20 protein-coding genes and 1 pseudogene are annotated in these 22,495 nt (G+C 55.9%); 18 read left to right on the top strand and 3 right to left on the bottom strand.

Going from position 1 to position 22,495, the window contains the following annotated elements:
- The first annotated feature begins 2 nt into the window (after positions 1–2).
- The 5 genes from HRU82_09675 to HRU82_09655 all read left to right on the top strand — a co-directional run bounded on the left by HRU82_09675 (position 3) and on the right by HRU82_09655 (position 5,277).
- Positions 3–3,125, top strand: a complete 3,123-nt coding sequence (locus tag HRU82_09675) for an efflux RND transporter permease subunit (GenBank protein ID QOJ35201.1) — start codon at positions 3–5, stop codon at positions 3,123–3,125.
- Between the two features lie 179 nt (positions 3,126–3,304).
- A complete protein-coding gene (locus HRU82_09670; GenBank protein ID QOJ35200.1) occupies positions 3,305–3,583 on the top strand; it encodes a hypothetical protein in 279 nt (92 codons plus the stop codon).
- A gap of 27 nt (positions 3,584–3,610) precedes the next feature.
- A complete protein-coding gene (locus HRU82_09665; protein ID QOJ35199.1) occupies positions 3,611–3,790 on the top strand; it encodes a transposase in 180 nt (59 codons plus the stop codon).
- A gap of 169 nt (positions 3,791–3,959) precedes the next feature.
- A complete protein-coding gene (locus HRU82_09660) occupies positions 3,960–4,916 on the top strand; it encodes an IS5 family transposase (protein QOJ35198.1) in 957 nt (318 codons plus the stop codon).
- Between the two features lie 181 nt (positions 4,917–5,097).
- Positions 5,098–5,277: a transposase gene (locus HRU82_09655; protein ID QOJ35197.1), complete on the top strand. Its 180-nt coding sequence runs from the start codon at positions 5,098–5,100 to the stop codon at positions 5,275–5,277.
- Positions 5,278–5,367: 90 nt separating this feature from the next.
- On the opposite strand, the pseudogene HRU82_09650 reads toward HRU82_09655, so the two are convergent.
- Both HRU82_09650 and HRU82_09645 read right to left on the bottom strand, forming a co-directional pair.
- Positions 5,368–6,522 (bottom strand): annotated as a pseudogene (locus HRU82_09650) (IS30 family transposase).
- Positions 6,523–7,200: 678 nt separating this feature from the next.
- Positions 7,201–8,019 (bottom strand): thioredoxin domain-containing protein, encoded by an 819-nt coding sequence (locus HRU82_09645; GenBank protein QOJ35196.1) that lies wholly within the window; start codon positions 8,017–8,019, stop codon positions 7,201–7,203.
- Positions 8,020–8,485: 466 nt separating this feature from the next.
- Between HRU82_09645 and HRU82_09640 the strand changes: the two genes are divergently transcribed.
- Complete coding sequence (locus tag HRU82_09640; protein ID QOJ35195.1) at positions 8,486–9,496, top strand: sigma-54-dependent Fis family transcriptional regulator; 1,011 nt, start codon at positions 8,486–8,488, stop codon at positions 9,494–9,496.
- A 419-nt stretch (positions 9,497–9,915) separates the two neighbouring features.
- Here the strand turns inward: HRU82_09640 and HRU82_09635 are convergent, their stop codons facing one another.
- Entirely contained in the window at positions 9,916–10,920 is a 1,005-nt protein-coding gene (locus HRU82_09635; GenBank protein QOJ35194.1) for a tetratricopeptide repeat protein, read from the bottom strand.
- A 443-nt stretch (positions 10,921–11,363) separates the two neighbouring features.
- Here HRU82_09635 and HRU82_09630 point away from each other — a divergent pair, with 443 nt between their 5' ends.
- From HRU82_09630 to HRU82_09575, 12 genes are all read left to right on the top strand, one after another.
- Complete coding sequence (locus HRU82_09630; protein QOJ35193.1) at positions 11,364–11,528, top strand: Flp family type IVb pilin; 165 nt, start codon at positions 11,364–11,366, stop codon at positions 11,526–11,528.
- Positions 11,529–11,706: 178 nt separating this feature from the next.
- Positions 11,707–12,231: a prepilin peptidase gene (locus HRU82_09625; protein QOJ35192.1), complete on the top strand. Its 525-nt coding sequence runs from the start codon at positions 11,707–11,709 to the stop codon at positions 12,229–12,231.
- A gap of 101 nt (positions 12,232–12,332) precedes the next feature.
- Positions 12,333–13,163, top strand: a complete 831-nt coding sequence (cpaB, locus tag HRU82_09620) for a Flp pilus assembly protein CpaB (protein ID QOJ35191.1) — start codon at positions 12,333–12,335, stop codon at positions 13,161–13,163.
- A gap of 19 nt (positions 13,164–13,182) precedes the next feature.
- Positions 13,183–13,809 carry a pilus assembly protein N-terminal domain-containing protein gene (locus HRU82_09615; GenBank protein QOJ35190.1) on the top strand — a complete coding sequence of 209 codons (627 nt, stop codon included), beginning with the start codon at positions 13,183–13,185 and terminating at the stop codon, positions 13,807–13,809.
- A gap of 55 nt (positions 13,810–13,864) precedes the next feature.
- Entirely contained in the window at positions 13,865–15,334 is a 1,470-nt protein-coding gene (locus HRU82_09610; protein ID QOJ35189.1) for a type II and III secretion system protein family protein, read from the top strand.
- 46 nt (positions 15,335–15,380) lie between these two features.
- Positions 15,381–15,650: a hypothetical protein gene (locus HRU82_09605; protein ID QOJ35188.1), complete on the top strand. Its 270-nt coding sequence runs from the start codon at positions 15,381–15,383 to the stop codon at positions 15,648–15,650.
- Positions 15,651–15,671: 21 nt separating this feature from the next.
- Positions 15,672–16,076, top strand: a complete 405-nt coding sequence (locus HRU82_09600; GenBank protein ID QOJ35187.1) for a pilus assembly protein — start codon at positions 15,672–15,674, stop codon at positions 16,074–16,076.
- Positions 16,077–16,104: 28 nt separating this feature from the next.
- Positions 16,105–17,178 (top strand): pilus assembly protein, encoded by a 1,074-nt coding sequence (locus tag HRU82_09595; protein QOJ35186.1) that lies wholly within the window; start codon positions 16,105–16,107, stop codon positions 17,176–17,178.
- 30 nt (positions 17,179–17,208) lie between these two features.
- Complete coding sequence (locus HRU82_09590) at positions 17,209–18,432, top strand: P-loop NTPase (protein ID QOJ35185.1); 1,224 nt, start codon at positions 17,209–17,211, stop codon at positions 18,430–18,432.
- A 51-nt stretch (positions 18,433–18,483) separates the two neighbouring features.
- Positions 18,484–19,797 (top strand): CpaF family protein, encoded by a 1,314-nt coding sequence (locus HRU82_09585; GenBank protein QOJ35184.1) that lies wholly within the window; start codon positions 18,484–18,486, stop codon positions 19,795–19,797.
- Entirely contained in the window at positions 19,791–20,756 is a 966-nt protein-coding gene (locus tag HRU82_09580; GenBank protein QOJ35183.1) for a type II secretion system F family protein, read from the top strand. The genes HRU82_09585 and HRU82_09580 overlap by 7 nt, the downstream gene beginning before the upstream one ends.
- Before the next feature lie 100 nt (positions 20,757–20,856).
- Positions 20,857–21,723, top strand: coding sequence for a type II secretion system F family protein (locus tag HRU82_09575; protein ID QOJ37164.1), 867 nt, complete (start codon positions 20,857–20,859; stop codon positions 21,721–21,723).
- Positions 21,724–22,495 lie beyond the last annotated feature (772 nt).

Genomic DNA, 22,495 nt, shown 5'->3' with positions numbered 1-22,495 from the left:
CAATGGTTGAACAGGTCATCGCATTTAGTGCGAGAAACCGCTTCATTGTGTTTTTACTGGTCGTGTCGTGCTCGGCGGTCGGCCTCTGGGCGATGCGGCAGACACCCATCGATGCCCTACCTGATATTTCCGACACACAGGTGATTGTATACACCACATGGCCGGGACGGTCCCCTGATCTGGTCGAGGATCAAATCACCTATCCGATCGTCACGGCACTCTTGTCCGCACCCAACGTCACCGTCGTCCGTGGGTTCTCGGATTTCGGCTACTCCTATGTCTATATCCTGTTCAAAGACGGGACCGACACTTATTGGGCGCGCTCCCGTATCTTGGAGCGATTGAATCAACTGTCCGGACGCATGCCGGAAGGCGTGATGCCCCAGTTGGGGCCCGACGCCACGGGGGTCGGCTGGATCTTTCAGTACGCGCTGGTCGATGAGTCCGGCCAGCATGATCTCGCTGCTCTCCGCAGTTTCCAGGATTGGTATTTGCAGTACTGGCTCCGAGCTGTGGAAGGGGTGGCCGAGGTGGCCAGTATTGGCGGGTTTGTCCGGCAGTACCAGGTCAATCTGGATCCCACCAAGGTCTCGGCCTATCGACTGTCGCTTCCTGCCATTGTGGAAACGATTCGCCAAAGCAATAACGACGTGGGTGGCCGTGTCGTCGAATTTTCCGGAATCGAATATGTGGTTCGTGGACGCGGCTATATCAAGAACGTCGAGGACATTGAGAAGATCGCCGTGGCAGTCAACGAAAATGGCACACCAATCCTCTTGCGCGACGTTGCGACGGTCCGGCTCGGGCCCGACATGCGGCGAGGACTGGCAGAGCTCAACGGTCAAGGCGAGGTCGCGGGCGGCATCGTCGTCATGCGGTTCGGCGAGAATGCGTTGGCCGTGATTGAACGAGTCAAGGCTAAGCTCAAAGAGCTAGAACCCTCCTTGCCACAAGGCGTGAAAGTGATCAGCACCTACGACCGGAGCGATCTCATTCGGGAGTCGATCGCTACCGCGAGCGAGAGTTTGGCGGAAGAGCTCATCGTTACCGGCGTGCTGATCCTGGCGTTCTTACTCCATGTCCGTTCGGCGATTGTCCCGATCCTGACGCTTCCGCTCGCCATCCTGATCTCGTTCATTCCCATCTACCTGATGAACATCGGCATGAACATCATGTCCTTGGGCGGCATCATTGTGGCGATCGGCGATATGGTCGATGCCGCGATCGTGATGGTGGACAACGCTCACAAGCGCCTTGAGGAATGGGAACGGGATGGGAAGATCGGCGACAGGCTCCAAATCCTAATCGATTCCGCCAAAGAAGTCGGGCCGCCCATTTTTGCCTCTGTGCTCGTCATTGCGATTTCCTTCATCCCGGTCTTTGCGCTCGAAGCGCAAGAAGGTCGCATGTTCAAGCCGCTGGCTTGGACCAACAACCTGGCTATTGTGATGTGTGCCGTGCTGGCCATCACGTTGGTCCCGGCCTGTTTACCAACCTTCATTCGAGGCAAGATCTTTCCGGAACTGAAGCATCCTGTCACCCGCTCACTCCAACGCTTCTATGCGCCTCTATTGCGCATGGCCCTGCATTATCGGAAAGCGGTTGTGATGGGTGCCATCATGTTGATGGCCAGCACCGTGCCGATCTACCAGCAGATGGGTTCCGAGTTTATGCCTCCCTTATATGAAGGGACCATTCTCTATATGCCGACGACGTTGCCGGGCTTGTCGGTGACGGAGGCCAGCCGTCTGCTTCAGATCATGGATCAAAAGTTGCGATCCTTTCCAGAGGTGGAGCAGGTCTTTGGTAAGGCTGGACGCGCTGAAACCTCCACCGACTCCGCACCCTTCAGCATGATGGAAGTGGTGGTTGCGCTCAAATCGAAGGATCAGTGGCGACCAGGGTTGAGCTATGAGGGACTCGTGGATGAGATGGACCGCGCGCTTCAGATTCCTGGTGTGACGAACGCGTGGACGATGCCGATTAAGGCGCGGATCGATATGCTGACGACTGGGATTCGGACGCCGGTGGGGATCAAGGTCTTTGGCCCCGATCTGAAGCAGGTCGAACAGATCGGCGAGCATCTGGAGATGGTTCTCAAGGATGTCCCTGGGACCAGGAGTGTGTATGCGGAGCGTGTGTCCGGTGGCTACTTTCTCGATTTCAATATCAACCGTGAGCAGGTCGCGCGCTACGGGCTCAGACTGATGGATGTTGGAAAAATCATCGAGATCGCCATCGGAGGTGAAAATATTGCCACAACCATAGAAGGCCGGGAACGCTATCCGATCAGCATCCGCTATCTCCGTGAGTTGCGGGATGATCCTGAAAAGCTGAAGCGCGTGTTCGTTGATACGCCGACCGGTGCGCAAGTGCCGCTCGCACAGCTTGCGACGCTTCGATTTGTCCATGGTCCCCCTATGATTCGGGACGAAAATGGCTTGCTTGCGGGGTATGTCTTTCTCGACATGGCGGGGCGGGATGTCGGCGGCTATGTGGAAGATCTCAAAAGGGTTGTGGCCGAAAAGGTGGTGTTGCCGGCTGGTTATACGATTGTGTGGTCCGGCCAATACGAATTCATGGAACGGGTGAAAGAACGGCTGACGCTAGTCGTCCCGCTGACGCTCATCTTCATTTTCGTCACCTTCTATTTCGCCTTCCGGTCGGTCGCACAAACCTGCATGGTCATGGTGGGGGTCCCCCTCTCCCTCGTGGGCGCGGTCTGGTATCTGTCGATCCTCGGCTACAACATGAGCATTGCGGTATGGGTGGGACTCATCACCGTTGTGGGCACGGCGGCAGAGACCAGCGCCGTCATGTTGGCCTATCTGGATGAGGCCTGCGCGCGACGCAAAGCGGCCGGTGGCCTGACGTCCCTCCAGGATGTGATCGAAACGGTTCAATTCGGCGCGGTGGAGCGGATTCGACCCATGATGATGATTGGCCTGGTGGATGTGATTGGGTTGATCCCGGTGATGTGGGCGACTGGAACCGGCGCCGATGTCATGAAACGCATTGCAGCGCCTCAAGTCGGTGGAGTCTTTTCCGCCATGTTGCTTACGCTGTTTGTCCTTCCGCCGGTCTATGTGATGTGGCGGTGGTGGAGAGAACAAAAGGAAATCTAGGTGTAGTCATGTTGTGAGCCCCCCGCAACGGTAGAACTCACTCTAGGAGTGAGGGCATCCTATGATCGCGAGTTCCGCAACCACGCAGAATTGTAGCTTAATGGCGCTTGATGCGGGCGAAATTAGTTCACGGAGTGTTGTCGGAGCCACCGACCGGACGCCGGCAGCGATGGCGGATCATGAACTGCCAGCCGGATCATGAGACTTCCCGAGACCGGCTATACGCGTTGGAGACGCCGGTCCTCATTAGGTTTGAAGCCGCGGGTAACTATCATCGCCCCCTGGCATATTATCTGGGCCAATGCGGCTTCGAGTTGCACATAATTTCGTCGCTCGCAGTGGTGCGAACGCTTGATGCGCTCTACAACTCTGAGGATAAGAATGATCCAAAGAAGTATTGCTCCATTTGTTCCAATGGGAGCATGGTGTCTAAGCCAACGACTGTGGAGGGTACATAGAGATTATGTAAAGGAGCATTGTACTGGATGAGACAACGGAACGCGGCTTGGCCGCACTGCTCGTTCATGGGGGCCCTACAGGGGGGGGCGCAGCACGGTGTACATCTGCAGTTCATTCAGCCTGGGAAGCCGGTGCCGAACGCCTTTATCGAGAGCTTCAACGGCAAGTTTCGTGATGAATGTCTCGACGAACATTGGTTACTGTGATTCTGCAGGAAGCCCAGCTCGTGATTGAAGTGTGGCGGCGCGAATACAATGAACAACGAATCCAGTGGCCTGCTGCCGGTTTCAAAGGCACTGCGTTAGGGAAGGTCTGATTTATTCTCTTTGCATGATGTGCTAAGGGTAGCGCAGCACTGAACTGGAGGCGTGCCCCATGCAGCAACAGACGTTTGCCGAAGTCTCGTTTGAACAGTATCGCAAGCCCACCCGCCGGGAGCAGTTTCTCAACGAGATGAACCAGGTTGTTCCATGGGCGGAATTGGTAGCGGCGATCGAGCCGGTCTACCCCAAGGCCGAGGGCCCAGGGCGTCCGCCCGTGGGTGTCGAACGCATGTTGCGCCTCCATTGTCTGCAACAGTGGTTTAACCTGTCGGACCCGGCGGTGGAGGAAGCGCTGTACGACTCACACGCCATGCGGCAGTTCGTGGGGATTGATCTGGGCCGCGAGCCCGTACCGGATGAAACCACCATCTGTAAGTTTCGGCATCTGCTGGAAGCCCACCACTTGGGCGCACAGCTCTTTGCGCGGATCGGCGCGTATCTGGCTGCCCACGGGCTGAAGGTCAGCCGGGGCACGATCGTGGATGCCACGATCATCAATGCGCCCAGTTCGACGAAGAATCGCCAGAAAGAGCGAGATCCGGAGATGCATCAGACCAAGAAGGGGAACCAGTGGTATTTCGGCATGAAGGCGCATATTGGAGTGGACAGCCGGACGAAGCTGGTTCACTCAGTGGCGGCCACGGCGGCGAATGTCCATGACAGCCAGGTGTTGCCGGAGTTGCTGCATGGACAGGAGACACGAGTATGGGGCGATGCCGCCTATAGCGGGCAACGCGACATGATTCAGCACCATGCTCCCCATGCCAAGAGCTTCGTCCAGACGAAAGCCCATCGCCATCGGCCCTTGAGCGAGACGGAGCGGGCCCGCAATCGGACGAAGTCGAAGGTTCGTGCCAAAGTCGAGCATGTGTTCTTGGTGATCAAGCGGATCTTCGGGTGGGCCAAAGTGCGGTACCGGGGGCTCGCGAAGAATGCGCACTGGTTGTCTATCAGTTGCGGCTTGGCGAATCTGTATGTAGCACGCCGGCACTTGCTGGCGGCAGCCTAGCGGACGGGGGTGCGAACGGGGCGCGGGCCGCCTGACGGCGGAGGAATCCGAGAAAGGCGCTCTCGGACCAGCGGGTTCCCAGCTGATGGCCCGTCTTGATCCACCGAGAAACAGATTGCTTCGTGGAAACGCGAATTAATCAGACGTTCCTTAGGTGTATCAATGAAATCGAAGGTGCGCCATGGAGCGACGCAAGTTCGCGCGAGAGTTTAAGCTGGAGGCGGTGAAACTGGTTCGAGAACGAGGCGTGACGGCGGCACAAGCCGCGCGGGATTTGGGTGTGCAGGCACCATGTTACGCCGATGGGTCCAGGAGCATGCTGCCGATTCGCAGCAGGCCTTTCCCGGTCAGGGACAGATGAAAACCGGATCAAGTGGGGATCAAACGCCTCTGACCCGAGGGGACCAAGCTCAAGGCCGAGCGGGACATTCTAAAAAAAGCCGCGGTGGGTTCAACCAGTGAGCGCAACACTTGCTGCGAGTATAGCTGCTGGCGTCTGAAACTCCAACGTCTTCCGCGGCGTTGATTCAATCATAACGCGATTCTGTTCAAGTCTGCCTGGGAGTGCTGCGACGGGTCCGTGCCTTTCGAGAAGTACTGATGCAGCAAGCGGTTCGTATTTTCGTTTGTGCCACGCTGCCAGGGACATTAGAGGTCACAGAAATAGACCTGTACTTTGGTCGCGAGAATGAATTGTTTATGCCGCGCCAATTCCATGCCGCGATCCCAGGTCAAGGATCGACGCAAGGCTGCAGGCCGGGTGCCTACGTGCCGGCTCAGCGCCGCCACCACACTCGTCGTTTCTTTCTCCGGTACCTTGACCAGCATGGTGAAGCGCGACTGCTGCTCTACCAACGTGGCGATGTGTGAATTCTGTGAGCCAGCCAGCAAATCCCCAATGACCGGAGATCGTCCGGTCGTCGATGCCCGCAGGACGATCTCGGATCGAGATCCCGTCGATAATCTGCCCCTGTGGCTGGCCTTCCGTGCTCGCGTGGAGTGCCCGCCGCATGCGCCGCCGAGATCGGAGCTGTCTCAGCAATTCTTTCTTGAGCACGTCGCGGGCCTGAATGAACAGGCTGCGCTAGGTCGGTTCGTGAGACACCACGCATCGTGTCCTGATCGGGAAATTCCCGTTTGAGCCACCCTGCAATTTGTTCAGGCGACCAATCGCACGCAGTTTACTGGCGACGAGTCGTTGGAGTGCGGGAGACTGTCGCGAGCCGACAGGGTTCGGGACGCCGCGCACGCTCCCAGGCCCGCGCGTCGGCTGCGGCGGCGCGATACGCGCAGCGCCCACCCTGGCAGGTGATTTCCCGAATGACCGCCGACGGCGCACGACCGAGCGGGGCGGCGATCTGACGAATGAAGAGTTGCTTCGCCATGCCCCGAGAAATCTCTTCTCGCTCCGCCAGCGTCAGTGATCAGCGTGATTGTCGGCGGGCAGCCGGTGCGAATCCTCCAGTCGATACACCACGCCATGAATTGATCCCGCGTGCTTGCCGAGCGCACGGCCGATGTTGCTCAACGGTTGCCCCTGTTTCCATCGTTGCCATAGCTCCGCTTTCTGAGCCGCAGATAACCCCGGACGCCCCATATGCCCCATACAAATCTCCCTTTGCATCCATCGTAGGCCACAGGGTGTTGTCGTCATCAGTTGAGCCCACCGCGGCCTACTTCGCGAAGGCGTCGCTGTGACGTGCGGTTTCATCGTGAAGCACCGAGGGAACTGGCCGACGGCGTGGTAATCCGAGGCGCTCGGTTTCTCGCGGGGTGGGTTCTATGCGTGGCTGACGCGGCCACGCAGCCAGCGTGCGTCTCAAGACGAGGTGTTGGGCGCCAAGATCCGGACGAGTTTCCTGCAGAGTGACCGGACCTACGGCGCGAGATGTGTGGCACGACCTGCTGGCCGAGGGTGAATCCTGCGGCCTCCATCGAATCGAGCGGCTGATGCGGCAATAGGCCTTGCAGCGGCGTGGCATTTGAGGAACGACGGCCCAGTGGGCGAATCACAACAGGCATGGCCTAAGGGAGGCACCTTTTTCGGACTACTCCCGCAACAGGTGGTTGTCAGTCAAGAGGTCTGCCACGAGCCGTTTCGGCTAACGGTTCTCCTTTTCGAGCTGCCGACAGAGGTTGATGACGGGGGCCGGATTCGGCCTGGCAAAGGGGATAGACAATCTGCTCTTCGGTGAATTTTGACCGCTTCATCGATTCACTTCTTTTGGCGAGGCCCGCTCCAGCCGGCATTCTACTCTCGTTGTCCGTTGTTTTCGGGGAGATGTCAGTGAGGTTCCGCAAGAGCTTGGTCGATCAGCGTCTGGAATTCGTTAAATGATCGTGCTCCGATAAGAGGACGCCCGTTGACAAAGAATGTGGGCGTGTTCATGACGCCCAGATTCAGAGCGTCTCGAAAGTCACTCTCCACTTCAGATGCGTATTGATGGGTGTCTAGGCAACGAGAAAAGACATCTACATCGAGCGAAGCCTCCTGAGCGAGCCCGTAGAAGTCCCATCCTGCGCCAGGTTTTTGGTATTCAAAGAGGAGGTCATGGTAGGCCCAGAACTTTCCCTGGGCAGCTGCGCATTGAGCTGCCTCGGCAGCATGCTTCGCATGCCTATGATTTGGTGCCGGGTAATCTCGATACACGAACCGGACTCTTTGTCCATACGTGCGGAGGAGTTGCTTCACTACCTGTGCACTTTGTTTGCAGAACGGACATTGAAAGTCAGAAAACTCAACAATTGTCACCGGTGCGCTCGCCGGGCCCACCGAGGGATCATCATCGGTAGAGACAGCTAACACCGGCTCGGTGATTCGTGGAAGGCTCAGGTGGACCGAAGTTTGTCGTCGTAGTGATGCCAGCAAGGCTTGCCGTCGCTGTGATAGCGCGTTTGCATTGTCGAATGCGTGGGCTTGAGTGGGTGCAGGAGAGAAATGACCCGCATCGATGGAGCTACGTGGAATACCTAACAGTTGTTCTATGGATTTTCCCGTCCGCGCTGCTTCAACCTGCAACAGTTCTGAATCAATGAGTTGTTGCACCGCAAACAGGAGGAGTTGTGTGCGTTGCTGATCAAGCTGGTAAAGTGCGAGTGCCACTTGCCGTTCAGCTTCGACCAGTGTAATCGAGTGATTTCCAACTGTCGCGACTATAGGCGAGTCAGACACGTCACTCACTCTCGCTGGTGATATGGCTACAGGGAGCATCAGAATGAAGCATGTTGTGGCGAGCCCTACCACGGCAAGCGTTCGCCATAGCATCGACCTAGAGAGAACTATCGTAGTGCGTTCATACCCTCTCATTAGGACTCCTTCTGGCGTCTAGTCTCTCAGACCAGCCCCGCGCGAGTGTGTTCGAAGTGAGGGATTGTCCTGTCGTCAGGCGCATTGCTGCAATCCCCCCGAACAGACGGACCAGATCCCTACGAGTGACGGATAGCTATTGTGGAGGCAGCACCCTATCCTGCCGTGCACTGGCCTTGTGAAGGTGGAGCAGGAGCCCTATACCAGCCCGGACAGTCGTCACGACCTCGGAGATGTTGTAGAAACCTCGGGAGGACATGGTATGCACAGCTGGGAAAAAACATTAATCGGAACAAGCAAGTGTTTTCTGCAAGCAACTGGCATGATCCCGATGCTGAGCGTAGCCAAATCAACAGTGTTGATAACGGGAGAGACGGGAACAGGGAAAGAACTCTTTGCACGAGCCATCCACTATACGAGTGAACGACGAGGGAATCCGTTCGTTCCCGTCAATTGTGCCGCTCTTCCGGATCATCTGATCGAAAGCGAGCTGTTCGGTCATAGCAAAGGTGCCTTCACCGGTGCATCGAGTGAGAAGGCCGGATTATTCCAAGCGGCCAACGGCGGGACGTTGTTTCTCGATGAAATCAACTCTCTCAACCTGACGGTCCAGAGCAAGCTTCTGAGGGTGTTGCAAGATCAAGAATTTCGGCCAGTGGGCTCGACCAGGACTCAGCGGGTGGACGTGAAAATCGTAGCGGCCAGCAATACGAATTTACGTCACTTGGTTGAACAGCGTCACTTTAGAGAAGACTTATTCCACCGACTGAATGTGCTCGCAGTACAAGTGCCTTCTTTGCGCGACCGGAAAGAGGACATTCTCCTACTGGCAACGCATTTTTTAAGGATTCACGCGAAAGAATTCGGTAGGGGACATCTCGAATTGGGAGCTTCAGCCAAAGCAACACTGCTTGGATACTCTTGGCCGGGAAATGTGAGGGAGTTGGAAGGTGTAGTTCAACGTGCCGTAGTTATAGCCGCGGGGGATGTACTTCAGGCCCATGACTTTGATTTGCCCGATGGCGGACAACCTGAGGCTGCGGGGCCGACCATGATCTTGTTAGCACGAGAAAAGGTTTTTGAGGAGTCCGGCTTTCAGAAGATGAAAATGAAAGTGATCGAAGAATTCGAGCGGACGTATCTGTGTGAGCTGCTGTCGGTACATCATGGGAACGTTTCACAGGCTGCTCGAGTTGCCAAGAAAGAGCGTCGAGCCTTTCAGCGTCTCTTGCATAAGCATGGGTTGGATCGGCGCGAGTTTTCTGCCGCGTAGGGTTGGTCCCCCTGAGGGGGAAGTGCCGCGCTTCGCGTCCGCCGATACTGAGATCGGCGTACCGGCGTGTACTTAAGGTGAAGACGTATCAGGTACTCATATTGCTCCTATACACGTCAGGGGTGAACATGTTGGGTCAACCTGAGCAGAACAATGTTGTGGCGTGGCTTATCCTGGGATACCTCTGCTCTCATCCGGATGCGAAGGATACAGTCGTGGGGGTAGAGAAATGGTGGCTCCAACCTGAAGGGGTAGAGGTCAGTACAAGACAGGTTCAGAGCACACTGGATGGTTTGGTGGAATGGGGATGGCTGACGTCTATGACCAGCCCTTCGACCGTTACTGTCTATGGATTGAACAAGGCGTGTCTATCTCTTCTCCGGCGGTTGCTCCAAGGTCAGTCGTCTACGCACTGATGTTTATGGGCATGATGTGGGGGCTAGGATATTGGGCGCAGACGGCTGTTCGCCCGCATTCGTGAGCATTTGCCGTGCTCGGCGCAGGTTTTCGCTGGCCTTTTCGTAGAACTGAGGGTTCAGTTCGATCGCCTTTTGGAAGCAGGATTCCGCTTGCCTTGTGTTCCCCATGTTTAAGAGCACAACTCCGAGATTGTTATAGGCGTGAGGCTCATCGGTTGCCTTTTTGAAAGCGCTCAGCGCTTCGGCGTACCGCCCGCGATGGGCATAGGCAATGCCCAGATTATTGTGCAGTTTGGGCGATGCAGCGCCGGTTGCCACTGCCTGCTCGTAGGCATGGATCGCGGCATCATGATCGCCATTCAAGGCATAGGCGAGTCCGAGGTTGTTGAGCACTCCTGGTTCGCGTGGGTTTAAAGCCAATGCGGCTTTATAGGCGGTAATGGCTTCGCTGTACCGTTGCTCTTGGTCATACGTAAGACCGAGTAGGTTCTGTGAGAGCCAGTCGGAGGGGGCCAGGATAATGGCCTTGGTGAGGGCTTCCTCGGCATCCCGCCATTTGTGTTGCATGAGGAAGGCATATCCAATACCTCGATGAGCTACGGCCGAATTGGGATCTTGAGCCCGTAAATTCTGGAACTGTGCCAGCGCGGCTTCAAACATGCCTTGCTGCAAATAAAGGTGTCCAAGTTTAAGGCGTACGCCGTTTCGTGTCGGGTCTCCCCGTAGTGCCTTGTCGTAGTGAAGGCCGGCCAGAGGATAATTGCGGTGTTGCATATCCATGTCACCTGCGTGCTCGTGTTCTTCAGGTGTCATTTCTTGGCCTGATGAGTCTTGCCCTGCCGTCATAGCCTGTTCGCTCTTCTGCTGGTCGACCACCTTCCGATACTCCGTCATGTCAATGAGCCCAGTTGGTGGTTCCTTTGTGCCCGCGCAGCTCGTCACAACACAAGCTTGTGCGAGTAACCCAACAATGATCAGAAGCTTGCCTAGCTTTGAAGTAAACATGCGGATCCCTTTCTGCCGGGCTATGTACGAAACAAGACTAGATCAGCATTACGTGAAGCGTGCGGGATGGTCAAACAAATCAGTATTTCTGCTTCCGGAAGATGGGCAGTGTGGCCGTTACACCCTGACATGCGGTCAGTGAGCCGCAGGGGAAGGGAGGAATGCGACCAGTTGCCTGAGGCCTGTATGCCGCAGACTGAGAGGCATTGCCCACGAATGGTTCGGAATCACAAGCAGTTGTGAGCGACTGTGTGGTTGGCGGATTGATTGCAATGTCCTGTGTCCATGCGGTGACGAGATTTGGCGGCGACCACCCGGGTGAAGGAGGTGAGGAATTCCCGATTGGTTCGATGGGTCGTGCCGGAAGAGTCGGAGCCGCAGAACGAACAGAAGACCATAGAACCATTTCTATTCATGGAACACGTAGGAAAGGAAAAACAGCCATGATGAATGCGATTCGTCGGTTTGTGATGGAAGAAGAGGGTGCGTCGGCTGCGGAATATGCGCTCTTAGTTGGATTGATTACGGTATTGATGGCCGCGGCGGTGACGGGTCTTGGCGGCGCCATTATTACCGCACTGAACAACGCGACTGCTGCTATTAGCTAATTGGGAGAGTCTAGGGTTGGCCCGGCGATGGCCGGGCCAACCGTGTTGGTGCTCCATCTCGGAAAAGGACACCAATGTGAGGCCGATGCTGAAGGGCGATGCACAGGATTTGGGGTGAATGTCGGGCCAAGGCACCCTTCTCCTTAATGAATCAGATGGTACAGGAAGGGCGAATCCTATGATGGCGGAAATCGTAGCCGCAGCACTTACAGGAGTCCTGGTCACGGCCATGTGGACCGACCTGCGCTCTTCTCGGATCCCGAATTCCTTGACTTTCCCCGCGATGGTATTCGCGCTGATCGTGCATACCTGGTTTAGTGGGGGACAAGGGCTAATGTTCAGCCTGACAGGACTTGGGGCAGGTTGGGCTCTCTTCATGGTCTTGTATGTATCCGGAAGCATCGGGGCGGGTGATGTGAAGCTGATGGCTGCCGTCGGCGCCTTTATCGGCCCGTACGGTGCTGTCGTTTCCGGAGTCCTGGCCCTAATGGTTGGCGGCGTTTATGCCTTGGGAGCCATGTACTACCAGTGGGGAGTTGTCGGTGCGAGCCGAAAACTTGTTTCTGCCATGCAGGGAGCCGTCTCGGTCGGAGGCAAGGCGTGGACATTGGATCTCATGCTTCCCTTCCGCCTGCGGTATGGGCTGGCGATTGCTGGCGGCACCCTACTTTTTCACCTAGGGTTTCGCCCTTTTGGTGGGTAGGCCTATCCGAGAATTTGGCTAGACTCAAGCATGCAGGGTTGCGTGTGGGTGTCCAGGCAAGAATGGGCGTAGATGTTACGGCTTGAAGAGGAGAGAGCACGATGAAGCGGTATCGGCCCTTGGTATTTTTTGGTATGGCGATGGTGCTTGGATTAATCACCAGCGGCTTGGTGTTTACCTGGTTGCAGAACGAAAAAAACCGCTTAATGGCCGCGCCTCTTCCGATAACCACAAATGTTCACGTGCTGGTCGCCAATGCAGATTTGTCGTGGGGCACCAAGCTGACGCCAGAAATGACGCAGTTGATGGAATTTGTACCGGGCGCGGTACCGGAAGGACACTTTACGAGTGCAGAGGTCATTAGGGATCGCGTCCTTTTGGTGGACCTTAAACGAAACGAGTTGGTTCTGGAGTCAAAACTCGCGCCGATTGGCACAACGAGCGGAGGGGTGGCGGCAGTCACTGATCCTCACAAGCGGGCGATGTCGGTGAAGGTTGATGATGTTATCGGGGTGGCCGGGTTCATCAAGCCGGGTGATCATGTCGATGTCATGGTGACCATTGAGCCGCCCGGTGGGAAGCAGGCGAATTCAATTTCAAAGATGATTTTGGAGAATGTGAAGGTGCTGGCCGCGGGAACGCAGATGGAGCGAAAGGGCAAGGACGAAGAGCCCAAGCAGGTGCAGGTCATTACGGTCGAAGTTGATGTGGAAGAAGCTGAAAAGTTGGCGCTTGCTTCGACCCAGGGACGGCTACGGCTGGCTCTGAGGAATCCGCTTAACAAAGAGCATGTACTGACGAAGGGCGCCAATGTCGGGACCCTCTTAAGTTCCTTCCGTCCGAAACAGTCCGCCAAACCGAAAGTCGAAGACGATGGGAGTATTCGAATAGAAGTCATTAAGGGAGATGTCCGAAAGGAACTCAAGTTTTAGGATTTATGGAGGCACGGTGATGAAGATGACGAATTCGCATAATGCGGGTGCCATTCGGTTCGTAAGGATGCTGGTCATCGGCGGGCTTGTGGTGGCAGGGGAGGTGGCCATAGCAGCGACAGAAGGCATATATCAATCGGCGAAGGTTCCGGATACACAGCAAGTGGCGCTGGTTGTTGGGAAATCGACGGTGGTGGATATGCCTGTGGCGATCAAGCGCGCTTCCTTGGCCGATCCTCAAATTGCCGATGCCATCGTCCTTAGTCCGAAGCAGATCTATGTCACTGGTAAAGGGTATGGCACTACCAATCTGACGTTGTGGGGCAAGGACGACCAGGTGCTCGCGGTGTTCGACTTGGACGTCGGAATCGATCTGGCCCGATTGACGCAACAGCTCGGAGAGCTGTTGCCTGATGAGACTAACCTTCGACTGAAGGGAACACATGACCACGTCGCGATTTCCGGCACGGTATCGAGTGAAGCACGACTTAGTCAAGTATTGGCTGTGGCCGAAGCGTACGCTCCAAAGCGTGTCCTCAACTTTCTGAAGGTATATCCAGAGCCCATCGGCAACCCTGCACCGGACGTGCAGACGGTTACCGTGGAAGTGATTAAAGGGACGGCCGTGAATGCGGTTAAGTTCTGAAGGTGATCAATGCAGTGAGCACTGAGTGTGGAAACGATTCTGGAGGACCATCTCAATGATACAACGTGGCACGGTCATAGCTGTGGGATTGCTGTTGGGGATGTGTGGGGCGCCGACAACATATGCTGAGGAACCTGTGGTGGCCACTCCAGTGGGCGGTTCGATGGACCAGCGCGAGATTCATAAATTGGAGTTGACGTTAGGCAAGTCCAAGGTACTGGACTTGCCTACGGCAATCAAGCGGGCCTCCCTGGCGAACCCGGAGGTAGCGGACACCGTGGTATTGTCTCCGACTCAGATCTATGTGACGGGCAAGGCAACAGGGGTGACAAACCTGACGCTTTGGAACGAGAACGACAAGATGATGGGTGTCTATGACGTGGTCATTGGTCCAGATTTGACCCGCTTGAAGGAAAACCTTCACCAAGCGTTGCCGGAAGAAAAGGGCATTCTGGTCACCTCTAGCCACGATCACATTACCCTCTCCGGCACGGCCTCGAATGCCAATAACCTGGGTAGGGCCATGAGTATCGCGGAAGCGTATGCCCCTAAAAAGGTCGTAAATGCATTGCAGGTCGGTGGCGTGCAACAGGTCATGCTTGAAGTCCGTGTGGCTGAAATGAATCGAGAGTTGATCAAGCGGCTGGGAGTCAATTTCAGTGCTATCGGTCCGAACGAGTTCGGCGTCTCGGTCCTTGGCGGATTAACGACTCTGACAAACTTCACAAATCCCGGCGTAGGAGGTGGCGCGGCTACCGTCACCACTGCGGTGACCTCGGCGATCCAAGGAGTATTTGGGTTCGATACGGGCAGCATTTCATGGACTGGGCTGGTTGATGCACTCAAGGAAGAAAACCTCATCAAGGTATTGGCGAAGCCCACTCTCGTCGCCTTGAATGGGCAGGAGGCGGCTTTTCTAGCCGGCGGCGAGTTTCCCATTCCTGTTCCTCAGGCCTTTGGATTGGTGACGGTTCAATTCAAGAAATTCGGGGTGGGCTTGGTGTTTACCCCCAACATCATGAATAGCAAGCATATCAGTTTGAATGTGGCGCCAGAGGTTTCGGAGCTGGACTTCCAGAATGCGTTACGCCTGCAAGGATTTCTTGTGCCGGCTATTACGACGAGACGGGCCGCAACCACCATTGAACTGGCGGACGGACAAAGTTTCGCCATCGGTGGGCTGATGCGAGACAATGTTCGTGAGTCGGTGAAGAAGGTTCCCTTCCTGGGTGAAATTCCTATTCTGGGTGCATTGTTCCGCAGCAGTTCGTTTCAGAAAAATGAAACAGAACTCGTGATCATTGTAACCCCGCACCTCGTGAAACCATTGGATCTGACGGCACAGACGCTGCCGACCGATTACTATGTGGAGCCAAACGACTTTGAGTTCTACCTGTTGGGGTTTTCTGAAAAGGGCGGATTTGGTGGCAAGGCTGGGCAGCGATCGCCGGCCGCTGAAATGCTTTCTAACCGCGTGGGACGGGCGGCTGCCATGGAGGGACAATTCGGACACATCGTCCCATAATTCAGTCGTGCATGACATGGATTGGAGGAAGGAGATCTCAATGAACATGATGACCAGAACGGTGGTGGGGATGGTGGTTGGTGTATCGGTCGGAGCTTGCGCTCCCACGACGATCAGTCCGAATTGGGGTGTGGCCTATCAAAACATGCGAGCGCAGCAAGTTTTGAACCCCGCTGCCGGCGAGCAACTCGATCCGGTCGAGGGCCAGGATGGAAAGGTGAGCGCCACGGCGATGGAAGCGTATCGGAAGAATTTTGAGAAGCCGGATGCGGAGTTCACTCGGTCGGCCGTGGCAAGCGGGGTGCAAACCAAGTAGCCCACGATGAGGATGGATTTCATGCAAAAGCTGGATGAGCGTGGCGTAGTGGCAGCGGAATTTGCCCTCCTACTGCCAGTGCTCCTGACAATCCTCTTCAGCATTATCGAATTCGGCATGATCATGTATGGACGTGAGGTCGTGACCAACGCTAGCCGGGAGGGGGCACGCGCGGGGATCGTGCAGGTTTCTCCCAAGCCGACATCAGGCGATATCACGACGATCACGACAAATTACCTGGCCGGGACAGGGATTAACGTGGCAGATGTCACCATTACTGTGTCAGGGGCCGGTGGCGCGAACCCTGCGACGTTGACGGTCACGGCAACCTATAACTATTCCTGGTTGATCCCCTATATCCCCACCCTATTGGGTTTGCCAAGCCCCTTGCCGATCACGATGGCAACGACCATGCGTCATGAATAAGACACTGCATCAACAAAGGAATGTCTCCATGCTCAGCCTGTACGCAAACCAGATCATGGCGCCGCTCAAGAATTCGCGTGGAGCGGCGGCAGTCATGGTAGCGGTTACGCTCACAGTGTTGCTGGCGATGGGAGCTGCCGCTATCGATATTGGTCATGCACTCGTGGCCCGAAACGAGCTTCAAAATGCCGCAGACGCTGCTGCATTGGCTGGTGCCAGGGCGTTGGGCATCGCCTATGAAGGAATGACGCCCGATCAAATGGCGAACTATACGCTGACGGGAGGAGATCAGGCTGCCATTGTGGCTGCGGCTCAGGCGACGAGTGCGTTGAATCAGGCGGCGGCGGTCAGTGTATCTGTGAACGCGGCCGACGTGCAGATCGGGCTATGGAATTCCGCGACGCGGACTTTTACGCCGACGGCCAACCAACCTCGATCTGTCAGAGTCGTCACGCACCGAGACGGCAGCGCGAATGGTCCGATCAGCACGTTCCTGGCCAACGTCGTCGGTATGTCGAGTGTGAATGTGAGTGCAGCCGCAACGGCAGAGTTAGCGGCCATCGGCTCCACCCCGTTGGGTGCGTTGGATCTGCCGGTGGCTATTTCCGAGTTGTTCTTCAGCCAGTTCGGTTGTGGGGACAGTATTCAATTGTATCCCAGCAATGGCACACCACAGTCGTGCGCCGGGTTTACGACATTTCTGCAAACTCCCTCCAATGACATGGCGATGAGAACTATCATCAATGGCATGATCGATGGAAGTTACCAGGTGCCGCCCACGACGGCAGGCGTGACACACATAGAATTTACGAACGGAACATTGAGTAACCCAACGTGGAATGCACTCACTAACCTATTCATTCTTCGGAGTGCCGGAACAGGTTATTGGGACGCCTTGGTGCCGGTGTATCAAGGGGGTGACTGTAGCCCGAGCGGCGCGATTCCGATCGTCGGGTATGCCAATATTCGCATCACGAATGTGCAGGGGCCGCCGAATCATCTGATTACTGGGAATGTCTCGTGTCCCCTCTTCCAGGGGGGGGGAGTGGGGGGAGGTCCGTCGTTCGGGGTCTTCACCACGTTACCTGGTCTGGTTGAATAGGTTGCGTATTCAAAGAGGAGCAGATCTCGTATGGCTCGACTGATTGCAGTGTCGATCGACTGTCGAACTGCCGCGTCGCGGCAAACGTTTGAAGAGATTGTCTCGCGTCGTCGCGACTACCTGGTGTCGAAGGGGCAGTGCACAGGTGCTGCCGACATGCTGCTGCTTGAATTGGACGAACTCCGCCCGCAACAGACATTCGCCCATATTCGTGAATTGTTGAACGTATCGCCGAATCTTGAAGTGTTTCTAACGGCCTCGCGGACCGATCCACAAGTTCTTTTGGAGGCCTTCCGGGTTGGGGTGAAGGAATTCTTGCCACAGCCTTTGACTCGCCAAGAGGTTGAATCGGCACTGACACGCTTTGAGGAGCGCTTCGCCTGTCGAGTGTCCGATGTGCATCGGCAGTCCGGAAGGGTGGTCGCGGTGATCGGTGCGAGAGGGGGCGTAGGTACGAGCACTGTGGCCACAAACCTGGCAATGTCGGTGCAGCAGATGAACCAACAGGAGCCTGTCGCGTTGATGGATCTCGATCTGCTCGGGGGAGATCTCGGTATGTTTTTGGATTTGCGCACGACGCAAGGGCTGAAACATCTCTCAAAAGATATTTCCAGGTTGGATGAGACAATCGTCAAGAGTACGTTGGTCTCGCATGGGTCCGGTCTCCAGCTACTCCCCTCGGGCTATGAAGGCTTTGAGGAAATGCTGCATATGCCTGGCAGCACGATGCGGGTGATCGGTATCTTGCGTGCCATGCATCGACATGTGCTCGTCGATTGCGGACATGTGCTAGATCCGGCGGTCAAGGAGGCATTGGATTGTTCGGATCAGATCATCGTCGTGACCACACTGTCATTGCCCGCCATTCGCCGAACCAAGCGGCTGCTAGAAGTGTTGCGCACAGCGAGCTACCCACCGGGAAAGATGGGGGTGGTAGTTAATCGTTATGTCAGTGACCAGAAGGAGTTCTTGGGTGAGACCGAAGACCTTTTGGGGATGTCAATAGCTGGATTGATCCCGAATGATTATGGGACAGCCAGCGAAGCAATCAACCATGGCAAGCCTCTGAGCATTATGGCATCGCGGTCGTCCATAGGTCAGTGGTATTTGCGAGGGAGTGAGTCTCTCATCGGTGACACCTCGCACGCCGGACGGCCTGATCCTCGAAATGGGGCAGAGAAGAAGCCCTCATTCTTAGGCCGTTGTTTCTCGACCTTGGGCTTGGAACCTGGGCGCAAACCATCCGCTGTCTGATAGCAGGCAGAATAGTGCTCTCAACGAATTCGAAGGAAGGCGCCATACATTATGTTGACGATGAAATCCATGAACAGTGCGGAAGCCGGGTTTCAACATCATGAGTTGAAGGATCGTCTTCATCAGCGCGTCATTGAGATGTTGGATTTGAACGCTATCAGCGCGATGTCGCACGCGGCCGTCGTGGAGCAGCTGACCAAGCTCATCGAGCAGCTTTTGCAGCAAGAGTCGGTGCCTCTCAATCAGCGGGAGCGGGCCCAGGTCACGCAGGATATCCTTCACGAGGTGCTCGGGCTGGGGCCCCTGGAACCGTTGTTGGCGGATCATACCGTCAACGATATTCTGGTCAATGGACACAAACAGGTGTTCGTCGAACGACTCGGTCGATTGGAGTTGACGCCGATCCAGTTTAAAGATGATGCGCATCTTAAAAAGATCATCGAGAAAATTGTCTCGCGCGTCGGACGTCGCATCGACGAGTCGGTACCGATGGTAGATGCCAGACTCGCTGATGGGTCACGCGTCAATGCAATCATCCCACCCCTGGCCATCGACGGGCCCTCTCTTTCGATTAGAAAGTTCAGCAAAGATCCGCTCCAGCTGTATCACCTGGTTGAAAAGCGATCGCTGACGCCGGAGATCGGAGAACTCATGAAGGCCATTGTGCAGGCCAGATTGAATATTCTGATATCGGGTGGAACGGGGTCTGGGAAGACAACCTTACTGAATGTGTTGTCTGGCTTCATCCCTAATGACGAGCGGATCGTCACGATCGAAGATGCCGCCGAGTTGCAATTGCGCCAGGATCATGTGGTGCGCTTAGAAACACGTCCGGCCAATATTGAGGGCAAAGGGGAAATTGCGCAGCGTGAGCTCGTCAAGAATGCCCTCCGAATGCGTCCCGATCGTATTATCTTGGGTGAGGTGCGTGGTGCGGAGAGCTTGGACATGCTTCAAGCGATGAACACCGGGCACGATGGATCCCTCACGACGGTGCATGCGAATTCGGCCCGCGACGCGTTAACGAGGATCGAGACTCTCGTGTCCATGGCCGGGCTCAACCTCGGAACGAAGGCGATGCGGCATTACGTCTCATCCGCGCTGGATGTCATCATCCAAATCGCTCGGTTGTCCGACGGCACGAGAAAATTGATCAGTTTGCAGGAAGTTGTGGGTATGGAGGGCGACCTGATTACCCTTCAGGAGATCTTTGTCTTTCAGCAGACTGGTGTGGATGGGAATCACAAAGTAAAAGGTCGATTCAAGGCGACTGGTGTGCGCCCCAAGTTTGCCGAGCGGTTAGCCGCCAAAGGTGTGGCGTTGTCGCCTGACCTCTTTGACCCATCAAAGGTGTACGAATGCTGAACGCACTCATTGCCCTCGGAATTTTGGGGACGATTCTGCTGTTGATGTTCGCCTGTAACTCGGCATACCGGATCCTCATGCCTCGCGGCAGTGATCGCGCAGTCGAACGGCTTCAAGCCTGGACAGCGCCGGTTGAAATGAAACAATTCGAAATCGTTCGAAAAGAGTCTCTTAGCAATATTCCATGGTTGAACGACTTGCTTCTGAAAGCCAAGCAGTTGCAGCCGTTGCGGGTGCTTCATCGGCGGGCGGACTGTCGACTTCCGCTGGGAGTCTTTGTGCTGGCTTCTCCTCTTCTTGCCATTGGAGGGATGTTGCTGGCGCTGATCACAAACCAGACAAACATGGCGGCTGTTTTATGCGCGGTCATACTGGGTTCGAGTCCTGCGGCATATCTCTATTGGTTGAAGAATCGTAGGATGGCAGAGATCGAGCGTCAGCTTCCGGAGGCGCTCGAATTGGTTTCACGTGCCTTACGAGCAGGGCATGCGTTTTCTGTGGGATTGAAAATCGTCGGGGATGAAGCGGCCGATCCTATTGGCCGAGAGTTTCGGCATGTGTTCAGTGAAGTGTCGATGGGGGTGGCACTTCCGCAAGCCCTTTCCAATATGACCGAGCGGATTGACAGCGTCGATGTGCGGTTTTTTGTCACTTCGGTTATGGTGCAGCGGGAAACCGGTGGCAACTTGGCTGAAATTATCGACTCTCTGGCCGGGTTGATACGGAAACGGTTTGAACTTCAACTAAAGGTTCGAGCGTTGTCTGCTGAGGGGCGGTTCTCTGCCATGATTCTTCTGGGGCTTCCGATTGTGATCGGTCTGTTGTTGTACAAACTGAACCCAGACTATGTGGGGCTCTTGTTCTCAGACCCTATGGGGCAAACCCTTACGACGGCCGGCAGCATCATGATGGTACTAGGGGCGGTTGTGATGAAACGGATGGTGGTGATCAAGGTCTGAGGAGCAACCCATGGAATTGCCTGTATTCGCGGCATTGTCTACCTTCCTGGTGATTCTGTTGGCTGGTGCGGCGTTATTTCTGTATCTCAATTCGCGTGAGATGCTGCAGACCTGGCGGCGTCGAGTGGAAGGGCACACGACGGTTGAGGCAGACGGTGGGGTGTCGGGTGGATTTGCCGAGCAGGTTCACGCTCATGTGCGTGCGTTGCTGGAATGGTTCGCGAAGTTTAATCAGCCGTCCAGCGTGGATGACATGCGGGCTATGAGGCGTCGTGTGATAACCGCCGGGTATCGGGGAGCGAAAGCGCCGGTCTTCTACATGGGTACGAAGTTGCTGTTAGCTGTGCTCGCGGTGGCGATGGTTGCGATGATTCCTGCCAAGGCGCTTGGATTCCCGACGGCCACTAACTTGATTATTTTCTATCTGCTTGCTGCAACCTGTGCCTATTATGCTCCATCGATATGGCTCTCCCAGGCCATTGCTCATCGGCAGGACGCATTGCTACGGGCGATTCCTGACGCGTTAGACTTGATGGTGGTATGCGTGGAGGCGGGATTGGGGTTGGATCAAGCGATTGCCCGCGTCGGAGAAGACGTCAAGCAAACGCATCCGGTCTTGGGCGAGGAGCTGAATGTGCTGGCCTTGGAGTTGAGGACTGGTGTGCAACGACAGGAGGCACTCAGAAATCTTGCTTACCGTACCGATCTTGAAGAAGTAAAAAATCTTGTAGCGCTCCTTGTGCAGACAGACCGCTTCGGGACAAGCATCGGCCAAGCGCTTCGGGTTCACGCGGACTCCATGAGGGCGACGCGCAGGCTCAAGGCGGAGGAATTAGCGGCTAAATTGCCCGTGAAGCTTTTGTTGCCTCTGATTTTCTTCATCTTCCCGAGCATGTTTGTGGTGACCATTGGTCCTGCCGTCATCAGAATGGTCAGGGTCTTGTTCCCCGCACTTGCTGGGCATTAGCCCAGCAAGTGCTGTGGTTGGGGGTTGCGGTGAAGCGCCTACTTCGAGAGGTTCTTTCAAAACGGACTCTGTTGGATGGCGGACTGGCGGATCGGCCCAACGGAGTGTTTCGAGTTGACGCCACGGCGCTGGCGATATTGTCCCTGGCTGCCTCCGGGGAGCCCCATGAATCACTCGAGCATGGTCGTGCGCGTCTGAAACTGGAGCAGGGCGCCGACGGACGTGTCTGGGTGAGTCGGCGGCATCCGGCCTCATACTGGCCAACCCCCCTTGCTATTCTTGCCTGGCAGAATTCTCCATCAAGTGAAATCGCTCAAGGTCGCGCCGTCCAATTCCTCTTGGGCACCACTGGTAACCACTTCTCTCCGAAGCCTGATGCCCCGTGGGCGCATGATACGTCCCTGAAGGGATGGCCATGGATCGAGGAGACACATTCATGGGTTGAGCCTACTGCGATGGGCGTGATGGCACTGCGGGCGACAGGCTATGCCCAGCACGAGCGCGCAAAGGAGGCTGTTCGAATGCTGATTGACCGTCAGTTGCCTCATGGGGGATGGAACTCGGGGAATACGCTCATATTTGGCAAGGAACTCCATCCGAATGCAGAGGGTACAGGATCTGCTTTGGCCAGCTTGGCGGGCCAAGTGGAGCAGGCGGTTGTGTCACGGAGCCTCGAGTATCTTCAGGGCGAAGTGGCTCGATTGCGCACACCCATATCACTGGGATGGGCCTTGCTCGGCCTTGCAGCTTGGGCGCAGTACCCGTCGAACGG

Origin of the sequence: Nitrospira sp., assembly GCA_015709715.1 — a bacterium.
Lineage (GTDB): Bacteria > Nitrospirota > Nitrospiria > Nitrospirales > Nitrospiraceae > Nitrospira_A.
Note: the sequence above shows the minus strand (reverse complement) of the source record. Positions and strands in the feature narration are given on the sequence as shown.